Source organism: Streptomyces monticola, assembly GCF_042665355.1.
Taxonomy (GTDB): domain Bacteria; phylum Actinomycetota; class Actinomycetes; order Streptomycetales; family Streptomycetaceae; genus Streptomyces; species Streptomyces monticola.
On record NZ_JBHTCF010000020.1, the window covers coordinates 1 to 14,945 of the forward strand.

At 70.2% G+C, this 14,945-nt stretch carries 15 protein-coding genes; 10 read left to right on the forward strand and 5 right to left on the reverse strand.

Features of this window, described 5'->3' with window-relative positions; all coding sequences use genetic code 11:
* The first annotated feature begins 677 nt into the window (after positions 1-677).
* A complete protein-coding gene (locus tag ACFQVC_RS33950) occupies positions 678-1,169 on the forward strand; it encodes a hypothetical protein (protein WP_381837908.1) in 492 nt (163 codons plus the stop codon).
* A 190-nt stretch (positions 1,170-1,359) separates the two neighbouring features.
* Positions 1,360-2,835, forward strand: a complete 1,476-nt coding sequence (locus ACFQVC_RS33955; protein ID WP_381837910.1) for an FG-GAP-like repeat-containing protein — start codon at positions 1,360-1,362, stop codon at positions 2,833-2,835.
* Positions 2,836-3,516: 681 nt separating this feature from the next.
* Here ACFQVC_RS33955 and ACFQVC_RS33960 read toward each other — a convergent pair.
* A complete protein-coding gene (locus tag ACFQVC_RS33960) occupies positions 3,517-4,176 on the reverse strand; it encodes a TetR/AcrR family transcriptional regulator (RefSeq protein ID WP_381837912.1) in 660 nt (219 codons plus the stop codon).
* Positions 4,177-4,362: 186 nt separating this feature from the next.
* On the opposite strand from ACFQVC_RS33960, the gene ACFQVC_RS33965 reads away from it, so the two are divergent.
* Both ACFQVC_RS33965 and ACFQVC_RS33970 read left to right on the forward strand, forming a co-directional pair.
* The gene (locus ACFQVC_RS33965) at positions 4,363-5,481 is read left to right on the forward strand and encodes a serine hydrolase domain-containing protein (protein WP_381837913.1); all 1,119 of its coding nucleotides are present in this window, start codon (positions 4,363-4,365) and stop codon (positions 5,479-5,481) included.
* 177 nt (positions 5,482-5,658) lie between these two features.
* On the forward strand, positions 5,659-6,114 hold the full coding sequence (locus ACFQVC_RS33970; RefSeq protein WP_381837915.1) for a cupin domain-containing protein: 456 nt from the start codon (positions 5,659-5,661) through the stop codon (positions 6,112-6,114).
* Positions 6,115-6,184: 70 nt separating this feature from the next.
* Here the strand turns inward: ACFQVC_RS33970 and ACFQVC_RS33975 are convergent, their stop codons facing one another.
* Positions 6,185-6,568 carry a hypothetical protein gene (locus ACFQVC_RS33975; RefSeq protein ID WP_381837917.1) on the reverse strand — a complete coding sequence of 128 codons (384 nt, stop codon included), beginning with the start codon at positions 6,566-6,568 and terminating at the stop codon, positions 6,185-6,187.
* Between the two features lie 649 nt (positions 6,569-7,217).
* Between ACFQVC_RS33975 and ACFQVC_RS33980 the strand changes: the two genes are divergently transcribed.
* Positions 7,218-8,051: an alpha/beta fold hydrolase gene (locus ACFQVC_RS33980; RefSeq protein WP_381837919.1), complete on the forward strand. Its 834-nt coding sequence runs from the start codon at positions 7,218-7,220 to the stop codon at positions 8,049-8,051.
* A gap of 33 nt (positions 8,052-8,084) precedes the next feature.
* Positions 8,085-8,942, forward strand: coding sequence for an AraC family transcriptional regulator (locus tag ACFQVC_RS33985; RefSeq protein WP_381838182.1), 858 nt, complete (start codon positions 8,085-8,087; stop codon positions 8,940-8,942).
* A 232-nt stretch (positions 8,943-9,174) separates the two neighbouring features.
* Here ACFQVC_RS33985 and ACFQVC_RS33990 read toward each other — a convergent pair whose 3' ends face one another.
* Positions 9,175-9,477: a hypothetical protein gene (locus ACFQVC_RS33990; protein ID WP_381837921.1), complete on the reverse strand. Its 303-nt coding sequence runs from the start codon at positions 9,475-9,477 to the stop codon at positions 9,175-9,177.
* A 632-nt stretch (positions 9,478-10,109) separates the two neighbouring features.
* Here ACFQVC_RS33990 and ACFQVC_RS33995 point away from each other — a divergent pair.
* Entirely contained in the window at positions 10,110-10,541 is a 432-nt protein-coding gene (locus ACFQVC_RS33995; protein ID WP_381837923.1) for a hypothetical protein, read from the forward strand.
* On the opposite strand, the gene ACFQVC_RS34000 is transcribed toward ACFQVC_RS33995, so the two are convergent.
* Positions 10,525-10,695 carry an MFS transporter gene (locus ACFQVC_RS34000; protein ID WP_381837925.1) on the reverse strand — a complete coding sequence of 57 codons (171 nt, stop codon included), beginning with the start codon at positions 10,693-10,695 and terminating at the stop codon, positions 10,525-10,527. The genes ACFQVC_RS33995 and ACFQVC_RS34000 overlap by 17 nt on opposite strands.
* A gap of 201 nt (positions 10,696-10,896) precedes the next feature.
* Entirely contained in the window at positions 10,897-11,667 is a 771-nt protein-coding gene (locus ACFQVC_RS34005) for an ArsR/SmtB family transcription factor (RefSeq protein WP_381837927.1), read from the reverse strand.
* Between the two features lie 381 nt (positions 11,668-12,048).
* Between ACFQVC_RS34005 and ACFQVC_RS34010 the strand changes: the two genes are divergently transcribed.
* The 3 genes from ACFQVC_RS34010 to ACFQVC_RS34020 all read left to right on the forward strand — a co-directional run bounded on the left by ACFQVC_RS34010 (position 12,049) and on the right by ACFQVC_RS34020 (position 14,913).
* Positions 12,049-12,450, forward strand: a complete 402-nt coding sequence (locus tag ACFQVC_RS34010; RefSeq protein WP_381837929.1) for a RidA family protein — start codon at positions 12,049-12,051, stop codon at positions 12,448-12,450.
* Positions 12,447-13,313: an ArsR/SmtB family transcription factor gene (locus ACFQVC_RS34015; protein WP_381837931.1), complete on the forward strand. Its 867-nt coding sequence runs from the start codon at positions 12,447-12,449 to the stop codon at positions 13,311-13,313. The genes ACFQVC_RS34010 and ACFQVC_RS34015 overlap by 4 nt, the downstream gene beginning before the upstream one ends.
* Before the next feature lie 172 nt (positions 13,314-13,485).
* Complete coding sequence (locus tag ACFQVC_RS34020) at positions 13,486-14,913, forward strand: MFS transporter (RefSeq protein WP_381837933.1); 1,428 nt, start codon at positions 13,486-13,488, stop codon at positions 14,911-14,913.
* Positions 14,914-14,945 lie beyond the last annotated feature (32 nt).

The window sequence follows — 14,945 nt, forward strand, 5'->3', positions numbered from 1 at the left end:
AATTTATCTCCCTCAAGCGAATCGGCTCTTACTGGCATCGCAAAGAGCAGGTCCGAGTGCGCGGCGCGGGCCGCTGCGGAGTCAAGGCAGGATCCAGCAGCCAGCCGCCCGTGAGATCAGACAGGAGGTCCTCGCTGGCGCGTGCGATCAGACAGCTGGAGTCGAGGTGATACCGCAGGACCTCCACGACAGTGGCGGCCCGGTCGTATGGAAGAGCAGTGTCATCCGGCGGGCCGATGGCAGTAAGCGGCTCGGTTCGTTGGTGAGGGGGCAACAGGTGTGGTGGGTTCGGTGGGAGGGTTTCTTGTAGGTGTGTGTGGTGTTGATGGGCCTGGTCTGCTGCTGCGAAGGGGCGGGGCGGCTTCGGCTGCCGGACGCGCGCAGGGGCGGTGGTGTGCATCGGGGCTGGGGGCAGGTGGCCGAGGGTGCTTGCGCTCGCGTCGGCGGGCCGGGCGCTGTGGTCCAAGCGGATCTGCGGGCGGTCGGCTGGTCGTGGGAACTCCGGCCGGTGGAGCGATTCGGCCGTTTCTTCGGGCAAGTCCTCGGCTTCTGTGGCGCGGGCATGGGTCAGCTGGGCGAGCGTGTCTGTGCCCGATCGGCGTCCGCTTGCAGCCGTGCCACTTCTTCCCGGGCGTCCAGCGGTTCCTCGCGTGAGCGACGTTTCGGGGGGGCTAGTCATGTGGGTCGAGCGGCTTATCTCTGTCGTGAACTGGGAGCCCTTGCACCTCGATCTGCCATGGAGCGACATCGAGGAGGGGTTGGGGACGACGCTCTCCGAGGATTACAAGAAGCTCTCAGAAGCATTCGGGAACGGCGAGTTCTCGGAGTTCCTGCAAGTGCTTTCCGTGGACAGCGTGGGCCATTTCGACCTGGCGCGCACCTGGCGGAATCATCTGGACGCGACTCCCCAGGAAGGCCCCGACCCCGTATTCGAGCCATATGAGATCTACCGGCCCGGCCGGCGTGGTCTTATCTCTTGGGGGTACGGCGAGAACGACCCGGCCGAATGGTCCATTGTCACGCGTGGCGCACGTTACCCATGGCACCAAGTGGACATGTGCACCTCCGAGTTCGTCTACCGCCTGCTGACAGACCGGGATTTCGAGCCGTTCTCGATTGCCCGGCTGTTTCCGGAGCCTGACTTCTACCCGATCGACCCGGTGGCGTAAGGGGGCGCGCCATGGTCTTCTCGTCGCCGGTGCGCCACGTGCGATCAGGTCTCCGCGGCGTGCTGCGCCATGTCCGCCCGCTCGCCCGTGAACTCGGCATCAACCACCAGTGAACTCCGTACAACCAGCTCCGCCCTTCGACGGTCACACCAGGTAACCGCAGCAGCCCGTCGACCGAGTGGGGGTCTTCGTGCCGCACAGCCGCCGCGTCCTGACGTACGCCATCGCAGCCGCCGCGGCGGTCATCGCCGGGGGCGTGCTCCCCTCCGGCGCCACCGCCATCGCTGCCGCGCCCCGGAGCGCCACGAGTGACTTCAACGGCGACGGTTTCGCGGATGTTGCCGTCGGTGTCCCGGAGGGGACCGTCGGCGGCCGGGCCAAAGCCGGGTATGTGAACGTCGTCTGGGGCGGTCCGAAGGGCGTCGGCGCCCACGGCAGCATCCGTGTCACCCAGGCCACGGCCGAGGTGCCCGGCACCCCGGAGGCGGGCGACCGCTTCGGTGCGTCCGTGACGCTGACCGACCTCAACGGTGACGGCATCGCGGAGCTGCTCGCCGGTGCCCCAGGCGAGGATGTCACCGACCGCGGTACGGACGCGGGCATGGTCACCGTCGTCGGCGGCGCGAAGGGCGGTCCTGGGCCGGGGGCGACGGTGCTGACCGGGCCTTCGCCGTCGGCGGCGTACGGGAAATCGGTCGCGGCGGACTACCTCACCGGCGGCGACAACCAGGCGATCGTGATCGGCGGCATGGACAAGGTCGTCGCCCGGGTCATCCACGGCGAGGACAGCATGATCACCACCGTTGTCGCCGCTCCCATGGGCGGTCGCGCCCCCGTCCTGGCCACCGGCGACTTCGACAGCGACGGCCGCGCCGACCTGGCCGTGGCGTACTGGACCGCAGGCGACCCCAACACGCAGTCCCACGTGCGTCTTTGGAAGTGGGACGCGGAGCGGTTGGAGATGGCGAACTTCTGGAACACGTCCAACGCCGGTGTCAGTGCCCTGGCCTCCGGCGACTTCGACGGCGACGGTCGCAATGACCTGGCGCTCGGCGAGTGCCGTGAGATCGCGGACGAGAACATCGACGACCCCTGCGGCCCCGAGCAGTTCGCCAAGGGCGGCGGTATCCACGTCCACTACGCAAGCGCTACGGGTGGATCGTTCGGCAGCCGCTCCCAGACCCTCAACCAGGACACGGCGGGCGTCCCCGGAGTGGCCGAGGACGGTGACCGCTTCGGCGCCGCCCTCGCCGTCGCCGACGTCAACCGTGACGGCCGCGACGACCTGATCGCCGGCGCCCCGGGTGAGGCCATCGGAAGCGAAGCGGGAGCGGGCGCCGCCTGGCTCCTGCACGGCGGCGCCCGAGGCCTGCTCGACGCGGGCGGCGCTGCCGCGTCCGTCGCCTGGAACCAGGACACAGTCGGCATCCCGGGTGTCGCCGAGGCAGGCGACACCTTCGGCGCGGCCCTCGCCACGGGCGACTACAACACCGACGGCCGACCGGATGTCACGGTCGGGTCCCCGGGCGAGAACGCCTCCCTGGGCGCGGTATGGCTCCTCCCCCGCGGCACGGCCGCCGGCTCAACGGCCTTCTCACCCCGAACACTTGACCTTCCGTATCTGTCCACGGCCCACAAGTACGGCAAGCCACTGAACAGCCACTGAGCGCCCGCCCGGTGAGCCGGCCCGGCAGCTCGGCCGCCGGGCCGATCCGCCCGGTGCTGGGCGCGGACGGCGCATTGCGCGGTGAGTCATCCGTGGTGTCGAAGAGCCGCACACCCCCGTAGGCGGCAAGCGCGACCATCAGCACCGCCAAGGCGATGCCCGCGCCGAGGGAGAGCCGCCCGGCGGGCGTGTTGTTGATGGTCAGCGGGCCGAGCGCGATCTGGCTGCGTGTCACCTTGCTGCCGGTCAGGACCACGCTGCCGGTGTGCTGCTGCGAGGACGTCTGCAGGAGCATCGCGAGCCGCCCGGCGAACTCGGCATCGCCGTCGATCTCTTCGGCGAGGGCGGCCTGCGCGGCTCTGCCGGCCTCGGGATCATCTGGTGCGCCGGCCAGCTCGTCCAAGGCTGCCCGCCCGCGGTCGGAACGGCTGAGCCGGCCTCGTACGAGATCCGACGCCGCCGTATTCGCGGCGCCCGACGCCGCGGCGGACAGAGCTTGCGCAGCCATCGCCGCCAGGTCGGGTGCATCCATGCCGGCCCCCCATGCCATCCCAGTCTCGCCATTATGGTCATGCCCGTGTCAGCACGGGCGCTTTCGGGAGTGCGGGTTTGGGCTTTCCGGAGTGCGGGTTCGGGCCTTCTTCGGGCTTTCGGGGAGTGCAGGTTCGGGGCGCCTGCCGGCTAGCTCGGACGGGCTACGGCCTCGATGTGGGCGAGGTGGGCGGCGAGGATCTCTTCGAACGCGGCGCGGCGATCCGCTCCCAGGGGGCGGACGTCGCGGGCGAAGTGGGCCAGGGCGGGGAAGCGTTCGGGGTCGGCGCCGAGTACCGCGACGCGGAACAGCTCCATGCCCTGTTCGTACTCTTCCGGGGTGATGGTGCTGACTCCGGCCTCGGAGGCGATCAGTGCGACGATGAGGACCGCGAGCCGGTGGTAGTGCGCCGGGATCTCCTCATCGGGCAGCCCCGACGCGCGCAGGGCCTGCAGCACCTCTTCCATGACCAGCCGGGAACCGGCGCCGCCTGACGCGTACCGCCCCCAGATCGCGGCGAGTTGGGGCTGCCGGCCGAACGTTTCTCTCACGCGCAGGGCCAGGGCCGTGATGCGCTGCTTCCAGTCGCCCTCGGCGCGGTAGCCGTCCATGGAGGCCACGAGGACCCGGTCGGCGACCGCACGCAGCAGCTCCGTCTTGCTGCGGAAGTGCCGGTAGAGGCTGGAGGAATCGGTCCCGAGGGTCGCGGCGAGCTTGCGCACACTGAACGACTCCGCGTCGCTCGTGCGCAGCAACTCCGCTGCGGCATCCAGGATTTCCTCGGTCGACCAACGCCTGCGACCTGCCATTTCGCCCCTCTCGTCGGGCTCATTCTAACTTATGCACTCACTGTTGCACGCACCGCGTGCATAATGAGGACATGAACGTGCCGAGCGACCCGGCAGCAGGCGGGCCGATGTGTCACGGCGCCCTGCCACCCGGCCCGGGTGACAGGTATGAAGCTCCCCCTGAGGCAACACGAAAGGACGCATTTCGTGAGCAACTCACTGGATCCCGCGGTGCTCGACGCCGCCATCGACAACGTCCACCGCGCCGGGATGCCGGGCCTGTTCGCCGAGGTGCGGGACGGCGACCAGGTCTGGCGCGGCGCCGCCGGGGTCGCCGATGTCGCCACAGGCCGCCCCGTCACCGCCGACATGCGGCACCGCGTCGGCAGCATCACCAAGACCTTCACCGCCGCAGCGGTTCTGCAGCGGGTCGAGAGCGGCCAGATCGGGCTCGACACACCGATCGGCCACTACCTTCCGAAGCTGGTTCCCGGAGAGCGCGGTGACGCGATCACGGTCCGGATGCTCATCAACCACACCAGCGGCCTCGCCGAGTACCTCCCGTACGCCTACTCCTCCCTCAAGGCGTTCCCCGCCCTCGCCGACACCGGCCCCCAGAGCCTGGACGACAACCGGTTCACGCGGTTCCACGCCGGCGAACTGATCGAGATGGGCGTCACCGCACCCGCCGTCGGCGCCCCCGGCGCCACCCCGGGCGTGTACTCCAACACCAACTACCTGCTCCTCGGCCAGCTCCTGGAACAGGTGACCGGCACCACGGCCGAGCAGTACATCACCCGGAACATCATCGAGCGCGCCGGGCTCCGGGACACCGAACTCCCCGCCGGGCCATACGTCGACGGGCCACACTCGCGGCTCTACGAGGCGTGGTTCGGCATGCGCGAACCACCGCGCGACTACAGCGTCTACGACATGTCATGGGTGAGCCCGGCGGCCTCGCTGATATCGACCGTCACGGACCTCAACAGCTTCTACCGCATGCTGCTGGCCGGGGAGATCGTCAGCCCGTCGTCGCTGGCGCAGATGCAACGCACCGGCCCGGTCATCTCCCAATGGGGAAAGACCATCGACTACGGCCTCGGCCTGTACTCGATGGAGGGGCCCGGCCAGGGCGTCTTCTGGGGGCATGGCGGCACGGTCTGGGGTGGTGGGGCGCTGGCCATGACCCGTGCCGACGGCAAGCGACAGATGGCGGTCGCGGTGAATCTGCAGAGGTGGAACAGGCTCGACTCTTCCGGTAATCCGCAACCCCATCCCATCGACGACGCGCTTGCGGATCTCTACCGCGTGGCGATGTACGGCTGACCACGCCGGACACCGCCCCGGCCCAGGCCGACGACATGTCGCAGCGGCAGCTCGCCTCACTCGGCGCAGTCCTGCGCCGCGCCCTGGCCGAGTAGGGCCTGCCCAAGCCCTGCCGGAGCCGATACCCGTACCCCACAGCCCACCGGACACCCTTCGCAGCAGAATGGATGACTCGCTATGACCGCTGCAGCACCGATCGACCTCTTCGCCGCCTTCGTTCACCTGGACCACAGTGGTCAAGTACGCGCCGAGCAACCCGTGTTCAACTCCGAACGGGACGGCTGGCAGTTGATGACCTTCCATGTGGAGACCGATGCCGACGTCCACGGCGACCACTGGGAAGTCCACCCCACCGCAGACGAACTCGTGTGCTGCCTTGCCGGCGGGATACGTCTCTGCTTCCGCCCGGAGGAGGCGGAGGAGACGGAGGAGGAGATCAGGCTGGCGGCCGGAACGGCGGCCATCGTCCCGCGTGGGCGATGGCACCGCATCGCGCTGGACGCCCCCAGCGACATCATGTCCGTCACCCTGCCGCGCGGCAGCCGCCTGGAAGGGCGGCCCGAAGCCGCTCCACGGGCGTCCGCGCCCCGCCCCCACCGCACCGGCTCGGCATCCCGAGTGACGACAAGCTGAGCCGGTGGCGCACCGGCCCCGGGCCCGGGTATGCGCCCGGTGCCCGGGGCGGGTGCGCGTGATCGGCGGCTCAGGCCTTGTCGTAGTACCAGTCGCTGCAGTCGTACGCGCCGCTGTAATTGTGCTGGCACGCCTTGTACCGCACCGGCGTGCCCTCGGCGATCTCGTAGTTGACGACCACTGGAGGCGCGTTGTAGCCCTTCGCGTTGATGACGTCGTCGTACACGACCCAGACGCCGTTCCTCTTGATGTCGAACAGGCCTACGGTGCCGACCCCGTTGGAGGCGTAGTCGTGCACGGTGAAGATCTCGCCGTAGGACTTGAACTCGACGTTGGCCTCGCAGCCCGGGTTGCAGACCCCGCCGTCGGCCGTCGCGGACGGCGCGCCGAGCAGCAGGCTCGCGCCGAGCGCCCCCGTCATGCCGAGCGTGGTGAGGATTCCCTTGACTCGCACGGTGAACTCCTTGTTCCGTACGCGGAGGTACGTGTCAGGGGCCCCTGTCGGCAGCCGTCCCCCGTTCGCAGCTTGCCACGCGGACAACGTACGGGCCCCGTCCCGCGTACACATCAGGGCTGTCCCTGAAGTGCCGGAACCGGCGTCACCGGACCCCGCACAACCCAGGTCGGCCGGGGCCTCACCTAGCCCAAGCCCTCGCCGCCCCACACCCCGAGGGCCACAGGGTTCTGACGGCATATCACGTATCTCTCCGCTGAGCGACGTTCTGGTCACCGCCCCGGCTGGGGGCAGGACGCGTACGCCGACACGGGCCCACGACGCTCCGCGGTGTTGCTGAAGCTCGTCGTCGTTTCCGGCACCGAGCCCACCTGGCCGTTGCCGGAATGCCCTTCGTCATCCAATCGAGTCGTTGGCAGCGAAACCGGCTGTTTCGGCTTCTTCGGCAGCGAACCCAGTCGTGCGGGGTGAGCACGCCGCCGACGGCTTCGGCTGGTCAAAGGGCGTGGGGCACCGGCGAGTTCGGTGAGATGGGACAGCCGGCCCCGTATGGCGCGCCGGGGTGGGCCAGGCGTGGGGCGCGCCCGCCGCGGGCCGTTGGCGACATTCGTACAAGACCGGCAGCCGCCACCGCCCGCACCATCGCCCCATGAAGGACCACGACACACAGCACGCGCAGCCGATGCATGTGGACCGCGACGGACCGCGCCACGCGCCGCCGCTGCTGCTCATCCACGGATCTGGAGCCTCGGGTGCCACCTGGGGACCGGTGCTCCCTGCCCTCGCCTCCCATCATCATGTCGTCCGGATAGACCTCCCGGGCTGCGGCCAGTCCCCGCCCGTCACGTCCTACGACGTTCCGGCGCAGGCGGGCCGGATTGCGGCGCTGCTCGACGAACTCGGGCTGCGCGCCGTCACCGCGGCCGGCCACTCCAGCGGCGGATACGTCGCCACCGCGCTCGCGGAGCAGCGCCCCGACCTGGTGGGTTCGCTGGCGATGATCAGCACCGGCCCGCACCTCGACGCGCTCCTGCCGCAGCCGGCCATCCTCCGCGCATTGCTGGCACCGCCTTTCGGGCCGCTGCTGTGGTGGCGGCGTTCGGATGCGATGATCCGCAAAGGCATCGGCGCCACGCTCGCCGGCCCTGCGCCCATCCCGCCCGGCATGGTCGCCGACCTGCGGAGCACCAGGTACCGCGCGTTCCGCAAGGCGCTGCGCGAGAACACCGCGTACCTCGCCGAGCAGTCCGTGCCCGAGCGGCTCTGCGCCCTCGGGCTCCCGGTGCTCGTGGTCTTCGGCGCTTCCGATCCCCGGTGGGATCCAGCGTCGGCGCGCCGGTACGACGTCGTGCCGGACGTGCGGGTCGAGATGCTGCCGGGCGTCGGGCACGTGCCCATGCTGGAAGCGCCTGAGCTGGTGGGCCGGCTACTGCTCGACTTCGCAGCCCTGCGCACCGGAACCCCGCCGACGGGCCCGGCCTAGACTGACGTCGTGTCGTCGCAGGACGTGCCACCCATGTGGTCGGGCGTTGACATCGCAGTGCCGGTGCCTTCGGACCGGCTGCCGGGCATCAGCATGGCCGGATTCCGCCAGCGTGTCCCCGCGCCCGTCGACATCGCGATGGTCGCGCATCCGTCCGTCACCTTGCTCATCGATCTGAGCGGCGATGACGGCCTGGTCTACGACACGCAGGGCCGGTCCGGACACGGCAGTGTCGTGATCGGCATGGCCCCCGGGGAGCTGCGGGTGACCGGCCTGGTGGGCGAGTGCCTGCAGATCCGGCTGCAGCCGGGGGTGGCAGCCGCGGTGCTCGGCTCGTCGGCCGGGGTCAGCGGGAGCGTGGAGTCCTTGGCAGCCGTCTGGGGCCGCGACGCGGGGCGCATCGAGGAGCGGCTGCGTACAGCCAGGTCGTGGGACGAGCGGTTCGCGATGGCGGCGGACGTCGTGCGTCGTCGGATCGGGGACGGGCTGCAGGTCGATCCGGAGGCCGCCCACATCTGGAGGCGGACAGTCGCCAGCGGTGGCCGGGTGCGTGTCGACGGCCTGGCGGACGAGGTCGGCTGGAGCCGCAAGCGCCTGTGGGCGCGTTTCCGGGCGCAGCTCGGCGTCACCCCCAAGCGGGCCGCCCAGCTGGTGCGGTTCGACCATGCGGCCCATCTGCTCGCGGCGGGTCTCCCTCCCGCCGATGTCGCGGCCGAGAGCGGATACGTCGACCAGCCCCATCTGCACCGCGACGTAAAGGCGTTCACGGGGCTTACGCCGACTGCCGTCGCCGCCGCGCCGTGGCTGGCGATCGACGACGTCGCGTGGCCGGACTCCTGGCGGGCGGGGAGACCCGTGAGAAGTGGCGCACCCAGTTCCGGCGAACGCTGAGCCGCCCGGGCCTTAAGCCTCGCCGCGCTCCCGACCGCCGGTAAACGAACCGAGCCCGACGGCGATCCCTGGCGCTCGGCTCGGCCGACGTCTCGCCGTCGGCCCGCCGCCGCCCCTGTCACTCCCCGCCACCACCTCCTCCGCCCCGCAGCCGCGCGCCGCTGCACACCGCCTGCCCGTGCGCCCCGAACGCCGTGGCCCGCTGCTGGTGTTCACCCCTGACGGCCAGGGCTCATCGGGCCTCTCCCCCGTCGGAGCCGAGCCTCACCCGCACGACCGGTTCCTTGCCGAGAGGCACGCGTACCGACTTCTTCCACGGCAGGGCGACCGCGCTCTCGGTTGTGGCGGTGCCCTGCGCGTTGCGTGCGAGATACGTGATGTCTGCCTTGCCCGTGCCGGTCACCTCGTAGGTGACGCCTGCGGTCGGCAGGGGCCGCTCTCCGGCGGAGTCGTCGCTGACGAAGACATAAGCGAGGGCGGTGCAGCCGAGGAGCAGGAGGGCGCCGAGAACGGCCGTGAGGGATCTCTTGGTCATGGAACGTCGACTCCTCGCCTGAATGAACATCGTGAATGCAATTGCATAGTCCGTACGGAGTGGGGCGGGCATAGCGGCGGTAAAGCCCCTCGGATATACACCACTTGAATCGCCCCGCGCCATCGCATGGATGAAGCGGACCTTTCGCCCGGTGACGGCTCGGCGATCCCTCCCAGCCTGCCTGATATGCCGTCAAGAACCCCTTATAGGAAGGCCGTTGACGCGGCAACGCCAGGCCCTCTAGAAAGCCAGCTCCACTGTCCGCGCACTGCCCTCGAATTCGGGGAGCAGTGCTCAGCGCTGCCTTCTTTCGAAGTTCGAGACGTGTGCGGAACGGCTCCGAAAAGGGCAAGGAAGTAGTTGGCGCGGTGAGAATTGGTAATCGCAGGCTGCTTGTCGGCCTCGCCGTCTCCGCGGTACTGGGCACGGCGCTGCCCCAAGCCGCCTTCGCTGCACCCGACCCCGTACCGGAACGGAAAAAGAAGGAGAGACAGACCCTTCAGGCCGGCCTTTCGGAGAGCCCCCCGAAGGACCCCCCGAAGGACCCCCCGAAGCGGCGCTACCCGCAGAACTCGCCGCGCTTGCACGTCACTTACGGTGCAGGCGGCACCGTACTCGAGGCTCCCCGGATCGTGCACAGCACGGGCCCGGAGCTGTCCTGGCCCGAAGCGAAACCAGAAGCGAAACCGGAATCGAAATCCGCAGCGAAGTCCGGCGGCAAGGCCGGGAACAAGGTGGTCGCCTACCAGGTGCACCGCTCCAGCCGGGCGGACTTCAAGCCGACGACAGCAACTCTCGTCGCCACTCTCGGCAAGGACACGACGCGCTTCAAGGACACCACCGCCGAGCCGACACCGGCCCGCAACGCCGCGGAGATCGGCCGTCACTACTCCTACCGCGTCCTGGCGCAGACCAAGGGCGGCCGGCTGCTGGGCTCGCCCGCGCTCCGCGTCGGTGTGCCCAAGTCGGGTCACACCTTGCGCGTCGTGAAGGCGGACAGCGCGGACGCGGCGCGGGTCTCCGGCGTGAGCGGTACCGCGCTGACGTTCAGAGGGAATAGATAAGGAGGTTGACCACGAAGGCAGGCTTTCTGCCGTACCGGTCCGCTAATCTGCCCAGGAGTATCGAGCCCAGGGCCTGCCCCAGAAACGCGGATGACAGGGAAGCCTCCAGAGCGAATCCGCCGAGGTGGAAATGTTGTTGCAGGGTCTTGGCCAAGGTGGCGCCCAGGAAAATTTCGTAGGCGTCGAAGAGCAGTCCGAGGCCGATGATTCCGACGACCGTGCGGTGGGTGGCCGATATGCCTTGCCCGTCAGGTCTTCCGGCGCCGGTGCCGGCGGAACGAGTCTGCGGGACGCGCGGCGGGGCCTCCGGGACGGCGAGCCGGCCTCCGGGATCGACGAGCCGTCCTCCTCCGCCTTACGCAGCGAGGGCGGCATGGAGATCGCCGGGGTTCAGGGCCAGCCATTGCTGCAGCGCGCTCTCGCCTGCGGGCAGGATGCGCAGAATGCGGGTGCTGGGCTTGCGTTCGACCCATTCCTGCTCGAGGAAGCGGGTCAGCAGGGCGGCGCCCACGGCCCCGGAGAGGTGGTGGCACTGTTCGGTCCAGTCGACGCAGTAGCGCACCAAGGGGCGTTCGGTGCGCGGGCGTTCGACACCGATGGCGGCCAGCATGCGCCAGCCCTGCGGGGTGATGGCGTACGAGAGGTCGCGGCCGCAGGCCGAGAGGCGGTCCTGTGTGGCCTGTTCGGGGTGGTGGTGGCCGTCGCCGCCGACGACCGCCCCCTTGGCGATCAGCTGACGCATGACCAGAACCCCGAGGTGGCCCGCGAGATGGTCGTAGCAGGTACGCGCTACGCGCATGGCGCGGGCCCGTGAGCCGGAGCGCAGCGAGTTCGCCTTGAAGGGCGGCGCGAGTTGGGCGAGCGATTCGATGGCGCGGGCCACGTCGGCCGAGGCGAGGCTGTAGTAGCGGTGCCGTCCCTCCTTGCGGACCTGCAGCATTCCGCCGTCCACGAGGTGGCTGAGATGAGCGCTCATCGTCGACTGCGCGACGCCCGCCTCGGAGGCGAGCATCGACATGGGCAGGGCCCGGTGGTCGAGCAGCGACAGCAGAATTCTGGCCCGTGTCCTGTCTCCTATGAGCGCGGCTGGATCAACGAAATTTGCTTCCCCTGCGAAATCTCGCACAATTCCCCTTCACAGAGCTGAGGTCAGCAATTGGCGCCTATGCCCGTAGGCCTTGATGATCTTGGTTGCAACGTTAGCCAGAGATCGTTGTAACCTGCAAGTAACATAGCTAAACTTGGTCGCCGCTTTGCGTCCGCCTGACGCCCTCCGGGCCAACGTAAATCGTTTCCCAAGGCGTCCCAAGGCCGGGGAATTTCGGTACGGAGCGAGGCCCGAACGGCCGTGGCGGCGCCGGGAAATGACGCGGCCGCGGGCCGGTGCCCGGAGCACGCTTCGCCCCTCGGCGAAGTTTTCCCGTCCTACGGTGAAGGCGTTCGACCGCGCCCCGGCCGCCGACCAGGCCGCACGGGCGCACAGCACATCTGGCTTGGAGGAAATGTCATGGGGCGCAGCGTCATCACACGGGGCAAACTGGCCGGCTACCGGTACTCGCCCGGCGTCGTCGTGTCCGATACGGCCTATCTGGCCGGTCACTTCGGCGTGGACGGTGACGGCCGGCTGGTCTCCGAGGACGTCGCGGCGCAGGGACGCCGGGCCCTGGAAAACCTCGGGGCCACCCTGGACGCCGCGGGCATGGGCCTCGGCGACGTGGTGAGCATGCGGGTCTGGCTCGTGACGTACGACGAGATGCCGCAGTTCGACGCGGTGTACGGGGAGTTCTTCCCCCAGGACCCGCCGGCCCGCACCGCCTTCATGGTCGACCGGCTCCCTCTCGGCGCCCGGGTCGAACTCGACGCGATAGCCGTCCGCGGCTCGGCGAGGGTGGACATACGACTCTCGTGACGGGCGCAGTTCCGGGCGGGGACGGCCGGGGAGCGGTGCCGGGCGACGAGCGTCCGGGAGCAGTTCCGGGCTGCGAGGGCCCGGGAGCGGTGCCGGGCCGTGACGGCCCCGGAGGGCGCTACTCGCCGGCCCAGCTCGCCTGCGTCGCCGAGCTCATCGGGGACCGCTCCCGGGCGAAGATGCTGCTCACGCTCGCCGACGGCCGGGCCCTGCCCGCCGGGCTGCTCGCCACCGCGAGCGGCATCTCCGCGTCCACGGCCAGCGCCCACCTGGCGAAGCTGGTCGCGGGCGGTCTGCTGCGGGTCGAGTCGCACGGCCGGCACCGCTACTACCGGCTCGCCTCCGCCGAGACCGCCCAGTCCCTGGAGGTCCTCGCGGCCCTGTCCCGGCGGTCCCTGCCCGCCAACCGCCGGGAGCAACGGATGCGCAACCTCGCCTGGGCCAGGACCTGTTACGACCATCTCGCGGGCAAGCTCGGTGTCGCCGTGATGCGGGCCCTGCTCGACCAGGGCGCACTCAGCGGCGGGGACGGCCGGTTCCGGCCGGAGGCGGCCCTCCACGACCGCCTTTCGGCGCCGGGCAGGGACGTGACGTACGCGCTGACCGCCGACGGGGCACGGCTGCTCGCCGAGCGGATCGGCCTGGAACCGGCCCCTGGGCGGCGCCCCTTGATCCGCTACTGCGTGGACTGGAGTGAGCAGGAGCATCACCTCGCCGGGGCCCTGGGGGCCGGGCTCCTCGACCGGTTCTTCGCGCTCGGCTGGATCCGGCGCCCGCACGGCGACCGTGCGGTGCGGCTGACACGGCGCGGTGAACACGAACTGCCCAGCGCCCTGAACGTACGCCTGCCGCGCCGTGACTGATGCCGATGGGCGGTGTCGACGCCGCGAGCGCACGGATCCCGGCCGTGCGGCGGGCGCGGGCCCCGGAATCTCGGCGTCCCGGCCCCCGGCATCCCGGCCCCCGGCATCCCGGCATCCCGGCAGGCAAGGCGGGCCGGAGCGAGACCAACAGACAAGCAAGAGAGGACAATTCATGGTCCAGGACCCATCGGCGGAGGTCTCCGCTCCGAGCGCCTCGGCCACACCGCCTGCCCCGGCCCGGGGCGGCAGCGGCGGGAAACTCCCGCTGATCGCCCTGTGCATGGGCTTCTTCATGGTCATGCTGGACGCCACGATCGTCACGGTCGCCCTGCCGCCCATCGCACAGGACTTCCATGCCGGCGGCGACCTCGCCGGCGTGCAGTGGGTCGCCGACGGCTACACCGTGATCTTCGCCGGGCTGCTGCTCTCCGCGGGTTCCATCGGCGACCGCCTGGGCAGCAAGACGGCGTTCCAGATCGGCCTGGCCCTGTTCGTGGTCAGCTCGGCGGGGTGCGGGCTCGCCCCGTCGCTGTGGTTCCTGATCGTCATGCGTCTGCTGCAGGGACTGGCCGCGGCCCTGGTGGTGCCCACCTCGCTCGCCCTGATCCACGCCTCGTACCCGGACAAGCGCGAGCGGGCGCGCGCCATCGGCGTCTGGGGCGGCATCGGCGGCATCGCCGCGGCATCGGGCCCCGTGCTCGGCGGTCTGCTGGTGGCCGGCTTCGGCTGGCGGTCGGTGTTCTACGTCAACCTGCCCTTCGGGCTCCTGGGCCTGGTCATGACGGTCCGGTATGTCATGGGGCCGCGGCGGCCCCGGTCCTCGGGCCTCGACCTGCCCGCCCAGATCCTCGGCGTGCTCGCCCTCGGCTCGATCGCGTACGCCCTCATCGAGGGCGGTCACTTGGGCTGGACCGCGCCGCCCGCGCTGGCGGCGTTCGCTCTCTTCGCGGTGTGCGCGACGGCGTTCCTGCTCGTGGAGCGCCGTACGGCGGACCCGATGCTGCCGCTCGGCCTCTTCCGCGACCGCACCTTCTCCGGCGCGACCCTGGTGGGTCTGTTCCTCAACATCGGCTTCTACGGCCAGCTGTTCGTGGTCACCTTCTACTTCCAGCAGTACCGCCACTACGCCGTGCTGTGGGCCGGGCTCGCCATCCTGCCGCAGACCGCCATGGCCGCCGTGGCGTCGACGCTCGGCGGCCGGATGACCGCACGGACCGGACCACGGCGGCCCATGGTGCTCGGCCTCGCCGTGGGGGCGGTGGGCTTCGTGGCTCTCCTGGTGGCGGGACGTGAGACGCCGTATGCCGCGTTGATCCTGCCGTTGGCGGCCATCGGGTTCGGCACCGCGTTCACCATGCCTGCCGCGGTGGCCGCCGTCGTCGAATCGGCCCCCGCCGAACACGCGGGCATCGCCTCCGGGGTACTCAACGCGTCCCGTCAGGTGGGCAGCGCCCTGGGGGTCGCCCTGCTGGGCGCCCTGGTGGCGGGGGCGGCCGACTTCCGGACCGGTATGCGCACCGGAACGCTGATCAGCGCGGCCTGCTTCGCCGCGGGTGTCGCCGTCACCCTGTGGGGCGTGGAACGGACGCGGCGGGCATGACATGACGCACGGATGCCGCACCCGGCCGTACC

Bases quoted from the DNA above. Each gene is read 5' to 3' on its own strand.
- ACFQVC_RS33950 (WP_381837908.1), top strand. From the start codon at position 678: ATGTGGGTCGAGCGGCTTATCTCTGTCGTGAACTGGGAGCCCTTGCAC.
- ACFQVC_RS33960 (WP_381837912.1), bottom strand. From the start codon at position 4,176: ATGGCAGGTCGCAGGCGTTGGTCGACCGAGGAAATCCTGGATGCCGCA.
- ACFQVC_RS33970 (WP_381837915.1), top strand. From the start codon at position 5,659: ATGACCGCTGCAGCACCGATCGACCTCTTCGCCGCCTTCGTTCACCTG.
- ACFQVC_RS33980 (WP_381837919.1), top strand. From the start codon at position 7,218: ATGAAGGACCACGACACACAGCACGCGCAGCCGATGCATGTGGACCGC.
- ACFQVC_RS33985 (WP_381838182.1), top strand. From the start codon at position 8,085: ATGTGGTCGGGCGTTGACATCGCAGTGCCGGTGCCTTCGGACCGGCTG.
- ACFQVC_RS33990 (WP_381837921.1), bottom strand. From the start codon at position 9,477: ATGACCAAGAGATCCCTCACGGCCGTTCTCGGCGCCCTCCTGCTCCTC.
- ACFQVC_RS34010 (WP_381837929.1), top strand. From the start codon at position 12,049: ATGGGGCGCAGCGTCATCACACGGGGCAAACTGGCCGGCTACCGGTAC.
- ACFQVC_RS34020 (WP_381837933.1), top strand. From the start codon at position 13,486: ATGGTCCAGGACCCATCGGCGGAGGTCTCCGCTCCGAGCGCCTCGGCC.